Below are 14,502 nucleotides of genomic sequence, written 5' to 3'. Positions count from 1 at the left end.
ATAATTTTATGAGTTCTTGGGCACCTATGCGTGCGCACCCTCGTGAACGCAGCATCCTCGCCCGCGTTCGTGATGTGATCGATCGTTTCGCTGCGGCAACCCCCGCGCGCTTCGCTATCGCCATCTTTTCGGCGCTCGTAGTCGTTCTCACGACGATTCTTGTGCTGCCGATCTCGGCTCGGGACGGTCAGGCAACTCCCCTCGTTGACGCGCTCTTCACCGCGGTATCCGCGATTTGCGTCACCGGCCTCACCACCGTCGATATGTCGACGCACTGGTCAGCCTTCGGCAACTCCGCAATTCTCATTGGTCTTCAAGTGGGCGGAATCGGCGTTCTCACCCTGGCGAGCATGCTCGGCCTCGTTGTGTCGCGCCGCCTAGGCCTTCGCCAACGACTCATCGCCGCGAGCGACACCAACCCCTCGCGCATCCACGTCGGGCCGGTTTCTGAATCACAAGCGATCCGGCTTGGCGAGATCGGTGGGCTTCTGGCGACGGTCGCGATCAGCGCGCTCGCCATTGAACTCGTGCTCTCCCTCGTGATCATCCCGCGATTGCTCGTGGAGGGTTACGACGTGTGGCCCGCCATTTGGCAGGGCTTCTACTTCGCGGCATCCGCATTCACCAACACCGGCTTTGTGCCCGCGGTCAGCGGCATGGAAGCCTTCGCTCAAGACCCGTGGATGCTCGGAGCGATCGGTGTCGGCGTCTTCCTCGGTAGCCTCGGGTTTCCCGTGATCTTCGCGGTGGTTCGCAACCTCAAGAGTGGCGCTCGTCTCTCGGTGCACGCCCGTCTCACCCTCTTCACGACGGTGTTGTTGATCTTTGCCGGGGCGCTAGCTGTGCTGATTCTCGAATGGAACAACACCAACACCATTGGTGGGCAAAGCCTGATTTCGAGACCCCTGACATCCACCTTCTTATCGACCATGACGCGCTCGGGTGGGTTCTCCACCATCGATATCAACGAGCTCAATGGGTCGACGCTGCTTGTCTTCGACATGCTGATGTTTGTGGGCGGCGGCTCCGCCTCCACTGCGGGTGGCATCAAAGTCACGACTCTGGCCGTGCTGTTCTTGGCCGCCCTCGCCGAAGCGCGCGGCGACAACGACATGCACGCTTTCGAGCGCCGCATCCCCACCGACGTGCTTCGCCTCGCCGTCAGCGTCACGCTGTGGGGCGCAACGATCGTCGCCATCTCCACCATCGCGATATTGCAGATAACCAAAGAACCGCTCGACCGGGTGCTCTTTGATGTCATTTCTGCCTTTGCCACCTGTGGACTCTCCACGGGACTGACCGAGACCCTGCCCGATGGCGGCAAGTACATCCTCGCCGCCACAATGTGGGCCGGGCGAGTGGGAACGGTTACGCTGGCGGCAGCCCTTGCGGCCAGTCAGCGCCGTCAATTGTTCACGAGAGCAGAAGAGAGGCCCATCGTTGGTTGACAAGATCGCCCACAATGCCCCGGTGCTAGTAATCGGGCTCGGTCGCTTCGGTGCGGCCACTGCCGGTCAACTTCAGCGCCTCGACCGCGAAGTTCTTGCGATCGATGCTGACCTCAGCCTCGTACAAAAATGGTCGGAGCGCGTCACTCACGCCGTGCAAACTGATGCTCGCAGCCTCGACGCTCTGCAGCAGATCGGTGCGCAAGACTTCTCGATCGCTGTCGTCGCTGTCGGCTCGTCGATTGAAGCCAGCGTGCTCATCACGGCCAACCTTGTCGACCTCAAGATTCCGCAGATCTGGGCCAAGGCCATCAGTCGCTCCCACGGCAAGATCCTCAACCGCATCGGTGCCAACCACGTGATTTACCCGGAAGCTGAGGCCGGCGAGCGCGTCGCGCACCTCGTCTCTGGCCGGATGATCGACTTCATCGAGTTCGATGACGACTTTGCTATCGTCAAGATGTACCCGCCGAAGCCCATCCGCGGCCTTCCGCTGAGCGAATCGCAAGTACGCCGCAAGTACGGCATCACGGTGGTCGGGGTGAAGTCGCCCGGTAAGGAATTTACCTACGCCACTCCCGAGACGGTGATCTCGAATCACGACCTCGTGATCGTCAGCGGCAACTCCGTTGACATCGAAAAGTTCGCGACACTAGCGACCTAGCCCCGTTCGTGGACTGATCTGCGCGCACTCGCTACCTGTATCTTGATTCCGTGAGCAAAAAACGGGCGACCCCGGGGTCGCAAACTTCGCTCCGCGAAGCTAACCGCGCTCGCATTGTCGACGCGGTAAAGCACCATGGTGGGCTCACACAGATCGAATTGGCCGGGGTTACCGGTCTTTCGCCAGCCACCGTCTCCAACATTGTCAAAGAGCTCGTCACCTCCGGAGTGCTCGCGACCACCATGAGCACGCGCAGTGGTCGTCGCGCCCACCAGATCACGCTTGCTCGCGCCCTCGGCCTCGTCGCTGGCGTTCACTTCTCGGAACGCCACATGCGCGTAGCGCTCTCGGATGTCGCCCACACGGTAGTCGCCGAGCACCACATGCCGCTCGCGAAAGACCACCGTGCTGACAACGAGCTCAACCGGGCTGCCCAACTCATCACCGACATGCTCGAATCAGTCGATGCCACGCACGATGAGATCCTGGCGGTTGGTCTCGCGATGCCCGCCCCCATGGATCAATCGACGGGCATCATTTCGCGTACGGGGATCATGCGCGGCTGGGACGGTGTTCCCGTCGCAGAATCTCTCGGCATCCGCCTCAATAGCCCGGTGTATGTCGACAACAACGCCAACATGGGGGCGCTCGCCGAGTACCGCTCGGGCGCGCTGCGGGGCAAGCCGAACTCTCTCTACGTCAGCATCGACGACGGTATTGGCGCTGGCCTCATCCTGAACGGCGCGGTGTTCCGTGGACACCACGGCACTGCCGGTGAATTTGGCCACATGGTTCTCGACGAAGATGGCGCGCTCTGCCGCTGCGGCAATCGTGGATGCCTCGAAACCCTCGCCGGTGGCCAAGCCATCGTTGAGTCGGTGCGCACTGGCCGTCGCGGTCTCAAGCTTCACGATGTGGTGGTGCGCGCAATCGCCGGGGATAACGCGTGCATCCGGGCCATTGCCGATGCGGGACGCCATCTCGGCATCGCCGCCGGCAATCTGAGTAACGTCTTTGATCCCGAGCGCATCGCTGTGGGCGGCGAACTCTCGCAGGCGGGTGAGCTGCTGTTGGGCCCGATGCGGCACGCGATGGAACGTTCGGTCATTGTGGGCTCTGGGCAGGCTGCTGATCTTGTGCAGAGCCAGCTGGGGCCGCGCAGCGAGCTGTTGGGGTCGATCGCCTTTGCGATTGATCAGCTCACGATTGGAGCCGACGCCACGCTGAGCGCCGAGCCTTCGATAACGGAGGCCTCGTGACATCCGCCCGTTCTCGAATTGTGCGACTGCTGGCGACCGCGCTCGTAACGGTTCTCGCCCTCGGCGGCTGCGCGATGATTTCCCCTAACGCGTCGGCAGATAACTCCCGCACGATCGCGCTGCTGCTGCCCGAATCGAAGACGGCGCGTTACGAGGCCTATGATCGCCCGTTCTTTGAGGCGAAGGTTGCCGAGCTGTGCCCTGAGTGCGACGTGATTTATGCGAATGCCGATCAGGACCCGGCGAAGCAGCAACAGCAGGCCGAGTCTGCTTTTGCGCAGGGCATTAGCGTGCTCGTGCTCGACCCCGTGGATTCTTCGGCGGCGGTAACGATCGTGGCGACGGCCCAGTCCTACAAGGTTCCCGTGATTTCGTACGACCGCCTGATTGGCAGCCCCGAACTCGCATTCTGGGTGTCGTTCGATAACGAAAAAGTGGGTTCGTTGCAGGGCAAAGCGCTCGTCGAGCGTCTCGCCGATCAGGGCCTCTCTGAGGGCAACATTGTGATGATCAACGGCTCCCCCACCGACAACAATTCGCGCCTGTTCAAGAAGGGCGCGCACAGTGTGATCGATGGCAGCGCCTATACGGTCGTCGCCGAATTCGACACTCCCGACTGGAGCCCAGACAAAGCCCAGGAGTGGATGGCGAGCCAGGTCACCCAGTTCGGCGACAGCCTCATTGGCGTCTACGCCGCTAACGACGCAACGGCTGGCGGAGCGATCGCTGCGCTCAAGGCTGGCGGGGTGGCCCCGCTGCCACCCGTCACCGGTCAGGATGCCGAACTCACCGCCATCCAACGCATTGTGAGCGGCGACCAGTACATGACCGTCTACAAGGATCTGAAGCGCGAGGCTGAGATCGCGGCGACACACGCGGTGGCGCTGCTCGACGGCAAGCAACTCGTGGGACAGAGCGAGGAAACCAACGGCGTTCCGACAACACTGCTCACTCCCGTAATCGTGACGATCGACAACATTATGGAGACCGTCGTCGCTGATGGTTTCTACACCGTCGAGCAAATTTGCACGACCGAATATGCCCAAGCGTGTGCGGCGGCGGGGATTCAGTAATGCCCCACGACACCAGCACGGTCAACGAACTCAGAACGGTCAACGAACTCAAGGAAGAGAGCCACAATGACTAATGTCACTCCGGCCACCTCAGACGATGAGCCGATCCTTTCGCTGCGGGGAATCAGCAAGCAGTTCGGTGCGATTGAGGCACTGAGCGATGTGTCGCTCGACATTTATCCCGGCGAGGTCGTGGCGATCGTTGGCGACAACGGTGCGGGAAAGTCGACCCTCGTGAAGGTGCTCGCTGGCGTGCATCCGGCCACTTCGGGCACTATTACCTGTCGCGGCGACGAAGTGTCGTTGGCGAACCCCACGGATGCCCGCGATTTGGGCATCGCGACGGTGTTTCAAGATTTGGCGCTGTGCGACAACCTCGATGTGGTGTCGAACCTGTTCTTGGGTCGCGAACTCGGCACTCGAGCGCTCGATGAGGTCGAGATGGAGCAGCAGACCTGGGCGCTCTTGCGGCAGCTCTCGGCCAAGATTCCTTCCGTGCGCACTCCCGTTGCCGGGCTCTCGGGCGGGCAACGCCAGACAGTCGCCATTGCGCGTTCACTCATCGGCAATCCGTCGATTGTGGTGTTGGATGAGCCAACCGCCGCCCTCGGAGTCGCTCAAACCGCTGAGGTGCTGAACCTTATTGAGCACCTCCGCGAGCGCGGTCACGGCATCGTCTTGGTGAGTCACAACATGGCTGACGTGCAGGCCGTGGCTGACCGCGTTGTGGTGTTGCGGCTCGGCCGCAATAACGGTGACTTCGCGGTGGCCGACGTGACGTACGAAGACATCATCGCGGCGATTACGGGCGCAATGGACAACGCGGTGAGTCGCCGTGCTGGATTGACCGGCGCGACCTTCACCCGCATCAAGGAAGGACTCAGCTCATGAGCACCTCCGACCCGCAACCGCCCACGAACAACTCGCCAGCCGTCGAGTTGCCGCCCGCGTCAGGTCTCGCAGAGTCCTGGGCCGGGTTTCGGTCACGCGTGAAAGGCGGCGATCTCGGGGCGATTCCCGTTGTCGTGGGTCTTGCCCTCATCTGGACCGTGTTCCAAATCTTGAACCCGACATTCCTGTCGAGTGCGAACCTCGTGAACCTTGCGATGCAGTCCGCCGCGCTCGGCACGATCGCGCTCGGTGTAGTGCTCGTATTGCTGCTCGCTCAAATCGACCTCTCGGTTGGGTCGCTCTCCGGGCTCGCGGCCGCGATTCTGGCGGTCACGTTTACCCAGCTGAACTGGCCGCTGCCGTTCGCCATCCTCGCCGCGCTCGCCGCCGGAGCACTGTTCGGATGGTTCTATGGCTTCTTGCTGACCCGCTTTGGCGTTCCCAGCTTCGTCATCACCCTCGCGGGCCTCCTCGGCGTGCTTGGGCTCCAGCTGTGGGTGCTTGGCAAGCTCGGCTCGATCAATATTCCGTTTGATTCATGGATCGTGCAATTCGCCCAGCTCATGTTTTTGCCTGCGTGGCTCTCCTACCTGCTCGCCGCGCTCGCAAGCCTCGCCTACGTTGGCACGCATCTCTCGCTGGCCAACCGCCGCATCCGCGCTGGCCTGCTGCCCGAGTCACGCACCGCGATCCTGCTTCGCGGTGGGCTCATGCTCGTCGCGCTCCTGTTGGGAACCTGGTATCTCAACACCGACCGCGGCATCGGCCTCATGTTTCTGCTCTTTGTCGTGCTCGTGATGGCCGTCAACTTTGCGCTCAAGCGCACGCGGTGGGGGCGCTCAATTTACGCCATCGGAGGCAACGTTGAAGCAGCCAGGCGTGCCGGCATCCGAGTGGATCGCGTCTACATTTCGGTGTTTATGGTGAGCGCAATGCTCGCCACTCTTGGTGGTGTCTTGGCCGCATCACGGCTTGCCGCCGCCAACCAGAGCAGCGGCGGCGGCGACACCAACCTCACTGCCATCGCAGCAGCCGTGATCGGCGGCGCAAGCCTCTTTGGCGGTCGCGGAAGCGCCTGGTCTGCCCTGCTGGGCATTGTCGTGATTCAGTCGATCTCGAGCGGCCTCACCCTGCTGAGCCTTGATTCATCGGTGCGCTACATGGTCACGGGAGCAGTGTTGCTGCTCGCCGTGATCATCGACTCGATGTCTCGTCGTTCGCGCGCGCTGCACGGCCGCTTCTAAAAGCGGTCGCGCAGCCGCATAAACGAGGCTGCGTGAACCGGTGGTGGCGTTAGCCCGCAGCGAGCTCCGTGGCCCGAGCGAGCGCCGCAGCGGTCGCCTTGTCGAAAATGGCCTTCAGGTCGGCAGCCTGCAGCTGTTCAACCGCACGCTCGGTCGTGCCCTTGGGGCTCGTAACCTGCTTACGCAGTTGCGCCGGAGAACTATCGGATGACGCCAGCAGGGCGAGCGATCCCTCGAAGGTTCCCGCCACCAAGGTCAGTGCCTGCTCGGGCGTGAACCCCATGTCGACCGCAGTGCGAGAAAACTCTTCGAGAATCAAGAACACGTAGGCCGGGCCGGAACCCGAGATGGTGCTGAGCGCATCAATCTGCGATTCCGGCGTTTCGACGACGGTGCCGACCGTTTCGAACACGGCGCGGCCGAGCGCGAGGTCATCCGCGGTGGCGCGCGATCCGGCGCTGAGCCCGGTCACGGCCTTGCCGACGATAGCGGGGGTGTTGGGCATGGCACGCAACACGACGTTGTCGACGATGCCCTCCATGCGCGCGGTTGTCACACCCGCAGCAACGCTGATGATGATCGCATCGGGTTCCAAGAATGGGGCGAGGGCGGTAAGGGTGTCGGGGATCATGGCGGGCTTGACGCCCAGCATCACGACCTTTGCCCCCTTCACAGCGCGCGCATTGCCATCAGGAGTATTCTCCAGCGCAAAGGACTCCACGCCCTCAGAACGCACCACAGCAGCCTTAGCCTCGGTGCGATTTGTGACGCGGATGCCCCCGCTTACAGTCACCGAGGGGTCAAGCAAACCCTGCAGGATGGCACCCCCCATTGATCCGGCGCCGACAATTGCAATGCTAGGAAGAGAAGTAGTCACGTGAACATCCTAGGATTGATGCCATGAGCGCGTCAGGCGGAACTAAGGCAATCATCGCTGCAATGGTGGCGAACGGCGGAATCGCTGTCACTAAATTCATTGCGTTTTTGATTTCGGGGTCCAGTGCGATGCTCGCTGAGAGCGTGCACTCGGTAGCGGACACCAGCAATCAGGCGTTGCTCTTGCTCGGCGGCAAGAAGGCGAAGAAGCAGGCGGATGCCGAGCATCCGTTCGGCTACGGTCGCGAGCGCTACGTGTACGCCTTTGTTGTTTCGATCATTCTGTTCTCGGTCGGTGGCGTGTTCTCGCTCTACGAGGGCATCAACAAGCTGCAAGACCCGCACCCTCTTGAGCAAGCGTGGTTGCCGATCACAGTGCTGTTGATTGCCATCGTGCTGGAAGGTTTCTCGCTGCGCACCGCGGTAAGAGAGTCGAACCTCGTGAGGGGCAAGCAGAGCTGGATTGCCTTCGTGCGCCACGCCAAAGCCCCCGAGCTGCCCGTCGTGCTGCTCGAAGATGTCGCTGCTCTGCTCGGTCTCGTTCTCGCCCTCTTTGGTGTCGGTCTCACGATCGTTACTGGCGACTCAATGTGGGATGCCATCGGCACGATCGCCATCGGTATCCTGCTCATTTTGGTCGCTGTCGTCCTCGGCATCGAAACGAAGAGCTTGCTTGTGGGCGAAGGTGCAACCACGAAGCAGCGCAACCTCATCCGCGACACGATCAACGCCCACCCCGACGTTCGCTCGCTCATCCACATGAAGACGCTCTACCTCGGGCCAGAAGAACTCATGGTTGCGGCCAAGATCGACTTCGGAGCGCAGACCCGGGTGAGCGACGTGGCTGCCAGTATCGATAGTGTCGAACGAGAGATTCGTGAGGCCGAGCCGATGGCCCGCGTCATCTATATCGAGCCCGATGTCTACCGTCGCCCTCCCGAAGCTGCCCCACCCACCGATGCCATCGTCATCGTGGGCAACGATTAACGAAGGAACCCGAAACCATGAACTTCGAACCAATCATTCACACCGTGCTCGCGCTACACATTCTGGGGCTCGCTCTGATCATTGGCTCGTTCGCGCTCCAGCTGCGCCGCAAAGAAGGCTTCGAACTGGGCACCATGCTGATCGGTGCCATCACGCAGCTCGTCACCGGACTCATCCTTGTTGGCCTCGTGCAGATGAACGACGAAGACGTCAACAACGCCAAGATCGCCGTGAAACTGATCTTCGCGATCGTTGTGCTCGTCGCCGTCATGATCGCGCGCTCACGCCAGGCCAAGGCCCTCAGCGCTGGCACCAGCGAAAAGAAAGCCACCCTGCCGTTCCTGCACCTTGCGGGCATGGGCGCCCTCATCAACGTGTTCGTTGCGGTGCTCTGGCACTAAGCACGCACCGAGAGCTGGCCCCGCGCGCTATGTACGTTGCGGGGTTAGCTCCACTAGGCGGGCGCTAGCGTCGGGCTTCGAAAAAGTCCGTCAACAGTGCGGCGCATTCAGCCTCTTGGATGCCCGCCACAACTTCGACCTTGTGCGGAAGCCGGCGGTCACGCAGCAAATCGTTAACGCTGCCTGATGCGCCGGCTTTTTCGTCCCACGCCCCAAACACCACGCGCGGGATGCGGGCCTGCAGAATCGCGCCAGCACACATCGTGCACGGCTCAAGGGTGACCACGAGAGTCATCTCATCGAGGCGCCACGAACCGGTGGCCGCGGCCGCTGCCCGGATTGCCACAACCTCGGCGTGCGCCGTAGGGTCGCCCGTGAGCTCCCGCTCATTGCGCCCAACGGAGACGAGATTGTCGTTCTGATCAAAGACGAGAGCAGCGACGGGAACGTCGGCAGAATTAGCTGTGAGCTTGGCCTCAGCGATGGCCAGCGTCATCCATTGATCGAACTTTGTCACGATCGGTTCTCCAAGTGGTCCGTACCTCAAGTAGATTTAGCCTATGCGAGTTCACGTTGCCGACCACCCGCTCATCACGCACAAGCTCACCGTGCTGCGCGACAAGAACACCGCGGCCCCCACATTTCGGGCGCTGACGGAGGAGCTAGTCACGCTTTTGGCGTACGAAGCGACCCGTTCGGTGCGCGTCGAAGAGGTCGACATTGAGACCCCCGTTACCGCGACGAAGGGTGTGGCAATCAGCTCGCCCAAGCCGCTCGTGGTGCCAATTCTTCGTGCCGGGCTCGGAATGCTTGAAGGAATGGTCAAGCTCGTTCCGACCGCTGAAGTCGGATTCTTGGGCATGGTGCGCAACGAAGAAACGCTGAAGCCAGACACCTACGCCGAACGCCTGCCCGACGATCTGTCGAACCGCCAGTGCTTCGTTCTTGACCCCATGCTGGCCACCGGTGGCTCGCTCATTGCGGCCATCCAGTACCTGCTCGACCGCGGCGCTACGGATGTCACGGCCGTCTGCATCCTCGGAGCCCCCGAAGGTCTCGCCGCCGTCGAAAAGGCCATGGAAGGCCAAAACGTCACGATCGTGCTCGGCGCGCTCGACGAACGCCTCAACGAGAACGGCTACATTGTGCCCGGCCTCGGCGATGCTGGCGACCGACTATACGGTCTCGTCTAGCAGCACAATTGTCGCGCGCAACTTGACAGAGGCGCGCTGCATGAAACATCATTGCAACCATGACTGTACAAACTCGCGACCTGACCGCCCTCGTGGCTTCCAGGACCGCTAGCGCGATGCTTACGAGCACTGCGGTGGCGGGCGACGTTTCGTGTTGTCGAATGTGTGCCTAGTCGGCCTACCTGCGCCGGGCATTCTCACCAGATGGGATGCCCCTCAGATCTTCGTCCTCATAACGGCGACTATCTAGCTCGACACATTATTTTTTTCCGAAGGATCACACCCTCATCATTAGAGGCCCTTCACCCCTTATCCAAGGATTTCTGGACCCATGTCACTTGCAACAATCGAACGCACCACTCGCACCTCTTTCGCTTCTGCGGCTCCCGCGTTGGCACCGACCTACACTCCGCCGGCCCGCGACCTGTCGATTGCCGTGCAGCCCGCTCGCAGCGTGCGCCCCGCAACGCCGAAACCGGCACCCGCCGCGCCAGCCGCTGACGCACCGCACTTGCGCGCTGTTCCGCAGGGAACCGAAGCTCGTGGCTTCGTGCTCTACGTCGGCATCGACGAGCTCAAGGCCGCCGCAGCCGGCACCGACCTCAGCGCGATCGTCGAACAGCTCAAACTCCTCACGCAGCAGCTCGTACCGAACGCCGAAACTCACGCCGCCGTTGCCCTCGCCCCCGTGGGCGCCGGTGGACGCGACGTCGACGTCGTGCGCCTCGCCCTGCAAGACCCTTCCGCTCTCGCGAAGCACCGCCAGGTTGAAGAGCCCGAAGAGAAGCCCGCGAGCGGTGTGGTCGTTGACCTCTCCCGCAAGCGCGTGCTCATCGATGACGCGCCCGCAGCCCTCACCTACAAAGAGTTCGAGTTGCTGCAGTTCCTCATCCTGCGCGAATCGCAGACCATCGACCGCGCGCAGCTCATCTCCACCCTGTGGTCAGCGGAAGACGACGAAGCGCCCAACGAACGCACCATCGACGTGCACATTCGTCGCCTGCGCTCCAAGCTCGGCGCGTACGAAGATGTTGTTCGTACGGTTCGTGGCATCGGGTACCGCTACGACCGTCATCCGGATGTCTCGGTGCGCTTCGCCTCGACCCCCAGCCCCGACTTCATCTAGCGGCTGTTCGCGCCGTCGCTGCGGGTGCAGAGAACCACTCTCGCTCGACGTAGAGGTTCAGCGCTGGCGCGTGTCACACTGACCGGATGACAACGACTGATGCCACCCGGATGCCCGAGAAGATGTCACGGGATCGAGAAGCCCTCGACGCGCTGCTCGACTCGGAGATCGTCGGGAACGTCGCCTATGTTCACGACGACGGAACCCCCGGCGTTTTGCCGACCGCGGTTGCTCGCCTCGGCGATGAGTTGATCGTGCACGGGTCGAGCGGTTCACGCTGGATGCGGCTCGTTTCTGGTGCGCCCGTCGCGATCTCGGTCACGGCAGTCGGTGGCATTGTCGTCGCGCGCTCCGCCTTCGAGTCGTCGCTCATCTACAGCAGCGCCGTGCTGTTCGGCTCCTTTCGCGTGCTCGAGGATGAGGAAAAAGCTGCCGCCGTCAACGCCATCACCGAGAAGATGATTCCCGGTCGTCTGGCCGAAGTGCGCCCCAGCAGCAAGAAAGAACTCGCCGCCACCCTCGTGCTTGCGCTGCCGATCGCGGAATGGTCGCTGCGCACCTCCGACGACTGGCCCGATGACACCGACGACGATATCGCCGGTGACGCGTGGGGCGGGCAGGTGCGGTGGGGAGCTCGAGCCGTTGAGGTTGTTGCCACGCCCGACCTGCGCAGCGGCATCCGCGTGCCTGAGTCTGTTCGGGCGTTCGAATAAGCGCAGCCCCGCCAAGTCATGCCCCGTTTGATACGCTGAATCTGTAGCCGCAATAGTCGGCTCCCGACGACGGATCAGTACCGGGTACGCGAAAAGACTGGCCAAGGAGACTCTTGTGCATTGGCTTGTTTTGATTCTTTCTGGCGTGCTCGAAGCCGTCTGGGCCACCGCCCTCGGCAAGTCGGAGGGCTTCACGAAGCTTTGGCCGACCGTGATTTTCGGCGTTGCCATTCTCGTGAGCATGGGCGGTCTCGGCTATGCCATGCGCGAGATCCCCATCGGTACCGCCTACGCGATTTGGGTCGGCATCGGCGCAGCGCTGACCGTGACCTACGCCATGGTCTTCGGCGGCGAACCCATCTCGTGGATCAAGGTGCTGCTCATTACGGGACTCATCGGCTGCATTGTCGGGCTCAAGCTCGTCGACACGGCCCACTAGCGGTCGCCTGCCGCGGCCCCGACACAGCGCAGAGGGCTAGCGCGAGGCGTGCACGACCGCGGCGATTAACCCCAGCATTGCGGCCAAGTCGAGGGCCCCCCACGAGAAGATTCGCCGCCGTTGCCCCACGCGCATTCTCCACCACAAGAGACCCACTACTGCGATGAGCAGTCCGGGCCACCACGTGACCGAGGCGACAAACTTCACTTCGTCAGCACGATCCGCAAGATTGGACGCGAGGACGTTATAACCCGCGGTACCTGCCGCGTAGCCTGCGACGATGGAGAGCACGATGAACGCGCCGCCCGCCAACACAAAGAGGATGCCTCCATAGAGTTGGTCCCAGCCAGGCGGAAAGTGTCGGGGAGCGAGGGCGTCGGGTTCGATTAGCCGCCTGGCCCTCCATTGGCGGGTGCTGACGACATTGACGGATGCGACGCCGAGGGAAACGACAGCGGCGAGACCAATAATCGCCCAACCAGGAACCGCCGTCACAAAAAGTGCGATGGAACTGGCCACGATAAAGATGGCGAGTCCGAGCGGCCCCAAGCAGACGACCACGAGAAGAACGAGCATCCATCCTTGAAGGATGCCGGCGAGGCCGAGGGATGAAGCAACCACTGCGATGACACCCACGCCGACGATGTAGCCGATCTGCGCGGGCCGACGATCAATAATGTGCCGCGAATCGCCGCCCACTAGCGGGAACTGACGTCTAAGAGAACGCTGATGAGCACGAGCATTGCCACGAGATCGATCGCTGCCCACGCGGTAGCGGGTCTTCCTTTATCGACGCGAATAATCCACGTCACAAGACCGGCGACAGCAATCAGTAAGCCCGGCCACCAGATGACTGCAGCTGCACATTTCACCGGGTCGGCCTCGTCTACCGAGACGCCGGACGACATTCCATCCGCCAGCAGGATGACGCCTCCCGCGATCACGGAGAGCGCGATGAAGGCCCAACCGGCAAGCGCGAAGAGCAGCTTGCTGAACGCTAGCCCATACCTCCGCGCCACGTCCGGCTCGTCCCCACTCAGCCCCTCAGAGGAAGGCGTGGCAGCGGCGATTCGTCGGCGACGTCTGCCCTTCACGATGATCACGTTGAGTGACGCGGTAGCCATCGCGACCGCGGCTCCCATCGCAACCGCGATCGCCACGTCTGAAGCAGAGTTCGCTAGAGCAAACACCGCGGTGACGGGGAATGCCAGAAGGGCAGCGGCCGCAAGCCCCAGCGGTCCAAGGTAGAGGATCATCAGCAGCGGAAGAGTTCGCAGGTCGAATTGAGAGAACCAGATGAACAGTGCACTCAGCACGCCGGCCCCGGCGATATAGCCGACCGTGACCGGCCATCTCTCAAGCTGAATAGCCCAGCGATCGACGACGGCACTGAGAGTCATATAGTGAGCGTAACCCAACATGCCCTTGCGGCAGGCTCAGCCCGATCCGCCCCTCGCGGCGCGCGGTGTGCACCGAGGGCGCAGGATTAGGGCGCTGCGCCCTGCGTGACGTCGGCCCACAGAATGCCGATGAGCGTCAGCATGATCGCGAGGTCCGCGATCGCCCACCGCAGCACGGGCTCCCCGCGACGGGTATTCACAATCCACAGCCGCAGGCCTGCAATCGCCACGACAAGACCCGGCACCCACACGATCGCCGACAGGAAGATCAGATGGTTCGCCCGTTCGACCGGCACACGAACCGTAATCCCGCCGGCGGTTCCCGCCGTACCCCCGGCGAAGAAGCAGAGAAAGATAAACGCGAGCCCAGCCGCCACGAACAGAACGGCGGCGAGCTGCTGGCGCCAACCGTGCCGACGCTCCTCCGCTTCAAACGGCCTCTCCAGCGGAGGTGCAGGCCTGCGCCACCGCGCAAGAATTTCGACATTGACGAACGCAATGCCGACCGCCATTACTAGGCTAAACAGAGCAGTGATCCACTCGTAAATCCCGTACACCTCGGGAAGACGGAGCGCTCCCAAGAAGAGCGCGACAAGTCCTAGAGGACCCAAATAGATCGCTAGGGCCAACTCGGCGATCGGCGAGAACACAACGCCTGGCCCTGCTAGCGAGAATGCCACCACGGTCATCACCCCGGCGCCAACAATGTATTTGCGCTTCTTCGGTGTGCGCGTGGCATTGTCGATCAGAGTCATTAGTTGATCATGGGGCACACGACCGCAGCCCGC

17 protein-coding genes and 1 riboswitch are annotated in these 14,502 nt (G+C 62.2%); of the genes, 12 read left to right on the top strand and 5 right to left on the bottom strand.

Going from position 1 to position 14,502, the window contains the following annotated elements; translation table 11 throughout:
* Positions 1-26 precede the first annotated feature (26 nt).
* The 6 genes from ACWFSR_RS01580 (at position 27) to ACWFSR_RS01555 (ending at position 6,579) form a co-directional block, all read left to right on the top strand.
* The gene (locus ACWFSR_RS01580; RefSeq protein WP_197126339.1) at positions 27-1,448 is read left to right on the top strand and encodes a potassium transporter TrkG; all 1,422 of its coding nucleotides are present in this window, start codon (positions 27-29) and stop codon (positions 1,446-1,448) included.
* Positions 1,441-2,112 carry a potassium channel family protein gene (locus tag ACWFSR_RS01575; protein ID WP_197108335.1) on the top strand — a complete coding sequence of 224 codons (672 nt, stop codon included), beginning with the start codon at positions 1,441-1,443 and terminating at the stop codon, positions 2,110-2,112. The genes ACWFSR_RS01580 and ACWFSR_RS01575 overlap by 8 nt, the downstream gene beginning before the upstream one ends.
* Positions 2,113-2,162: 50 nt before the next feature.
* A complete protein-coding gene (locus ACWFSR_RS01570; protein ID WP_197108337.1) occupies positions 2,163-3,371 on the top strand; it encodes an ROK family transcriptional regulator in 1,209 nt (402 codons plus the stop codon).
* Positions 3,368-4,444 (top strand): ABC transporter substrate-binding protein, encoded by a 1,077-nt coding sequence (locus ACWFSR_RS01565; RefSeq protein WP_447522899.1) that lies wholly within the window; start codon positions 3,368-3,370, stop codon positions 4,442-4,444. Before ACWFSR_RS01570 ends, ACWFSR_RS01565 begins: the two co-directional genes overlap by 4 nt.
* Before the next feature lie 66 nt (positions 4,445-4,510).
* Positions 4,511-5,335: an ATP-binding cassette domain-containing protein gene (locus ACWFSR_RS01560; RefSeq protein ID WP_447522898.1), complete on the top strand. Its 825-nt coding sequence runs from the start codon at positions 4,511-4,513 to the stop codon at positions 5,333-5,335.
* Positions 5,332-6,579: a sugar ABC transporter permease gene (locus tag ACWFSR_RS01555; RefSeq protein ID WP_197108347.1), complete on the top strand. Its 1,248-nt coding sequence runs from the start codon at positions 5,332-5,334 to the stop codon at positions 6,577-6,579. The genes ACWFSR_RS01560 and ACWFSR_RS01555 overlap by 4 nt, the downstream gene beginning before the upstream one ends.
* A gap of 49 nt (positions 6,580-6,628) precedes the next feature.
* Here ACWFSR_RS01555 and proC read toward each other — a convergent pair whose 3' ends face one another.
* Positions 6,629-7,456, bottom strand: a complete 828-nt coding sequence (gene proC, locus ACWFSR_RS01550) for a pyrroline-5-carboxylate reductase (RefSeq protein ID WP_197108357.1) — start codon at positions 7,454-7,456, stop codon at positions 6,629-6,631.
* A gap of 23 nt (positions 7,457-7,479) precedes the next feature.
* On the opposite strand from proC, the gene ACWFSR_RS01545 reads away from it, so the two are divergent.
* Together ACWFSR_RS01545 and ACWFSR_RS01540 are read left to right on the top strand one after the other, a co-directional pair.
* Entirely contained in the window at positions 7,480-8,442 is a 963-nt protein-coding gene (locus ACWFSR_RS01545) for a cation diffusion facilitator family transporter (protein ID WP_197108366.1), read from the top strand.
* A gap of 17 nt (positions 8,443-8,459) precedes the next feature.
* Positions 8,460-8,843, top strand: coding sequence for a hypothetical protein (locus ACWFSR_RS01540; protein ID WP_197108368.1), 384 nt, complete (start codon positions 8,460-8,462; stop codon positions 8,841-8,843).
* A 64-nt stretch (positions 8,844-8,907) separates the two neighbouring features.
* On the opposite strand, the gene ACWFSR_RS01535 is transcribed toward ACWFSR_RS01540, so the two are convergent.
* Positions 8,908-9,360: a nucleoside deaminase gene (locus ACWFSR_RS01535; protein WP_307783977.1), complete on the bottom strand. Its 453-nt coding sequence runs from the start codon at positions 9,358-9,360 to the stop codon at positions 8,908-8,910.
* Between the two features lie 43 nt (positions 9,361-9,403).
* Between ACWFSR_RS01535 and upp the strand changes: the two genes are divergently transcribed.
* The 4 genes from upp to ACWFSR_RS01515 all read left to right on the top strand — a co-directional run bounded on the left by upp (position 9,404) and on the right by ACWFSR_RS01515 (position 12,314).
* Positions 9,404-10,036, top strand: a complete 633-nt coding sequence (gene upp, locus ACWFSR_RS01530) for a uracil phosphoribosyltransferase (protein ID WP_197108370.1) — start codon at positions 9,404-9,406, stop codon at positions 10,034-10,036.
* Positions 10,037-10,367: 331 nt separating this feature from the next.
* Positions 10,368-11,162 carry a winged helix-turn-helix domain-containing protein gene (locus tag ACWFSR_RS01525; RefSeq protein WP_447522897.1) on the top strand — a complete coding sequence of 265 codons (795 nt, stop codon included), beginning with the start codon at positions 10,368-10,370 and terminating at the stop codon, positions 11,160-11,162.
* 86 nt (positions 11,163-11,248) lie between these two features.
* Positions 11,249-11,875, top strand: coding sequence for a pyridoxamine 5'-phosphate oxidase family protein (locus ACWFSR_RS01520; protein WP_447522896.1), 627 nt, complete (start codon positions 11,249-11,251; stop codon positions 11,873-11,875).
* Between the two features lie 40 nt (positions 11,876-11,915).
* Positions 11,916-11,981, top strand: a riboswitch (guanidine-III (ykkC-III) riboswitch).
* 9 nt (positions 11,982-11,990) lie between these two features.
* Positions 11,991-12,314, top strand: coding sequence for a DMT family transporter (locus ACWFSR_RS01515; RefSeq protein WP_447522895.1), 324 nt, complete (start codon positions 11,991-11,993; stop codon positions 12,312-12,314).
* A gap of 36 nt (positions 12,315-12,350) precedes the next feature.
* Here ACWFSR_RS01515 and ACWFSR_RS01510 read toward each other — a convergent pair whose 3' ends face one another.
* The 3 genes from ACWFSR_RS01510 to ACWFSR_RS01500 form a co-directional block, all read right to left on the bottom strand.
* Positions 12,351-13,013: a hypothetical protein gene (locus ACWFSR_RS01510; RefSeq protein WP_447522894.1), complete on the bottom strand. Its 663-nt coding sequence runs from the start codon at positions 13,011-13,013 to the stop codon at positions 12,351-12,353.
* A complete protein-coding gene (locus ACWFSR_RS01505) occupies positions 13,013-13,714 on the bottom strand; it encodes a hypothetical protein (protein ID WP_447522893.1) in 702 nt (233 codons plus the stop codon). Before ACWFSR_RS01505 ends, ACWFSR_RS01510 begins: the two co-directional genes overlap by 1 nt.
* Positions 13,715-13,800: 86 nt before the next feature.
* A complete protein-coding gene (locus tag ACWFSR_RS01500; protein ID WP_129072926.1) occupies positions 13,801-14,469 on the bottom strand; it encodes a hypothetical protein in 669 nt (222 codons plus the stop codon).
* Between the last annotated feature and the right edge of the window lie 33 nt (positions 14,470-14,502).

This window comes from Salinibacterium sp. NYA9b (assembly GCF_976973725.1).
This window is presented reverse-complemented; position numbering and strand designations above follow the sequence as displayed.

Bases quoted from the DNA above. Each gene is read 5' to 3' on its own strand.
- ACWFSR_RS01540 (WP_197108368.1), top strand. From the start codon at position 8,460: ATGAACTTCGAACCAATCATTCACACCGTGCTCGCGCTACACATTCTG.
- ACWFSR_RS01525 (WP_447522897.1), top strand. From the start codon at position 10,368: ATGTCACTTGCAACAATCGAACGCACCACTCGCACCTCTTTCGCTTCT.
- ACWFSR_RS01545 (WP_197108366.1), top strand. From the start codon at position 7,480: ATGAGCGCGTCAGGCGGAACTAAGGCAATCATCGCTGCAATGGTGGCG.
- ACWFSR_RS01560 (WP_447522898.1), top strand. From the start codon at position 4,511: ATGACTAATGTCACTCCGGCCACCTCAGACGATGAGCCGATCCTTTCG.
- ACWFSR_RS01520 (WP_447522896.1), top strand. From the start codon at position 11,249: ATGACAACGACTGATGCCACCCGGATGCCCGAGAAGATGTCACGGGAT.
- ACWFSR_RS01555 (WP_197108347.1), top strand. From the start codon at position 5,332: ATGAGCACCTCCGACCCGCAACCGCCCACGAACAACTCGCCAGCCGTC.
- ACWFSR_RS01500 (WP_129072926.1), bottom strand. From the start codon at position 14,469: ATGACTCTGATCGACAATGCCACGCGCACACCGAAGAAGCGCAAATAC.
- ACWFSR_RS01580 (WP_197126339.1), top strand. From the start codon at position 27: ATGCGTGCGCACCCTCGTGAACGCAGCATCCTCGCCCGCGTTCGTGAT.
- ACWFSR_RS01505 (WP_447522893.1), bottom strand. From the start codon at position 13,714: ATGACTCTCAGTGCCGTCGTCGATCGCTGGGCTATTCAGCTTGAGAGA.
- upp (WP_197108370.1), top strand. From the start codon at position 9,404: ATGCGAGTTCACGTTGCCGACCACCCGCTCATCACGCACAAGCTCACC.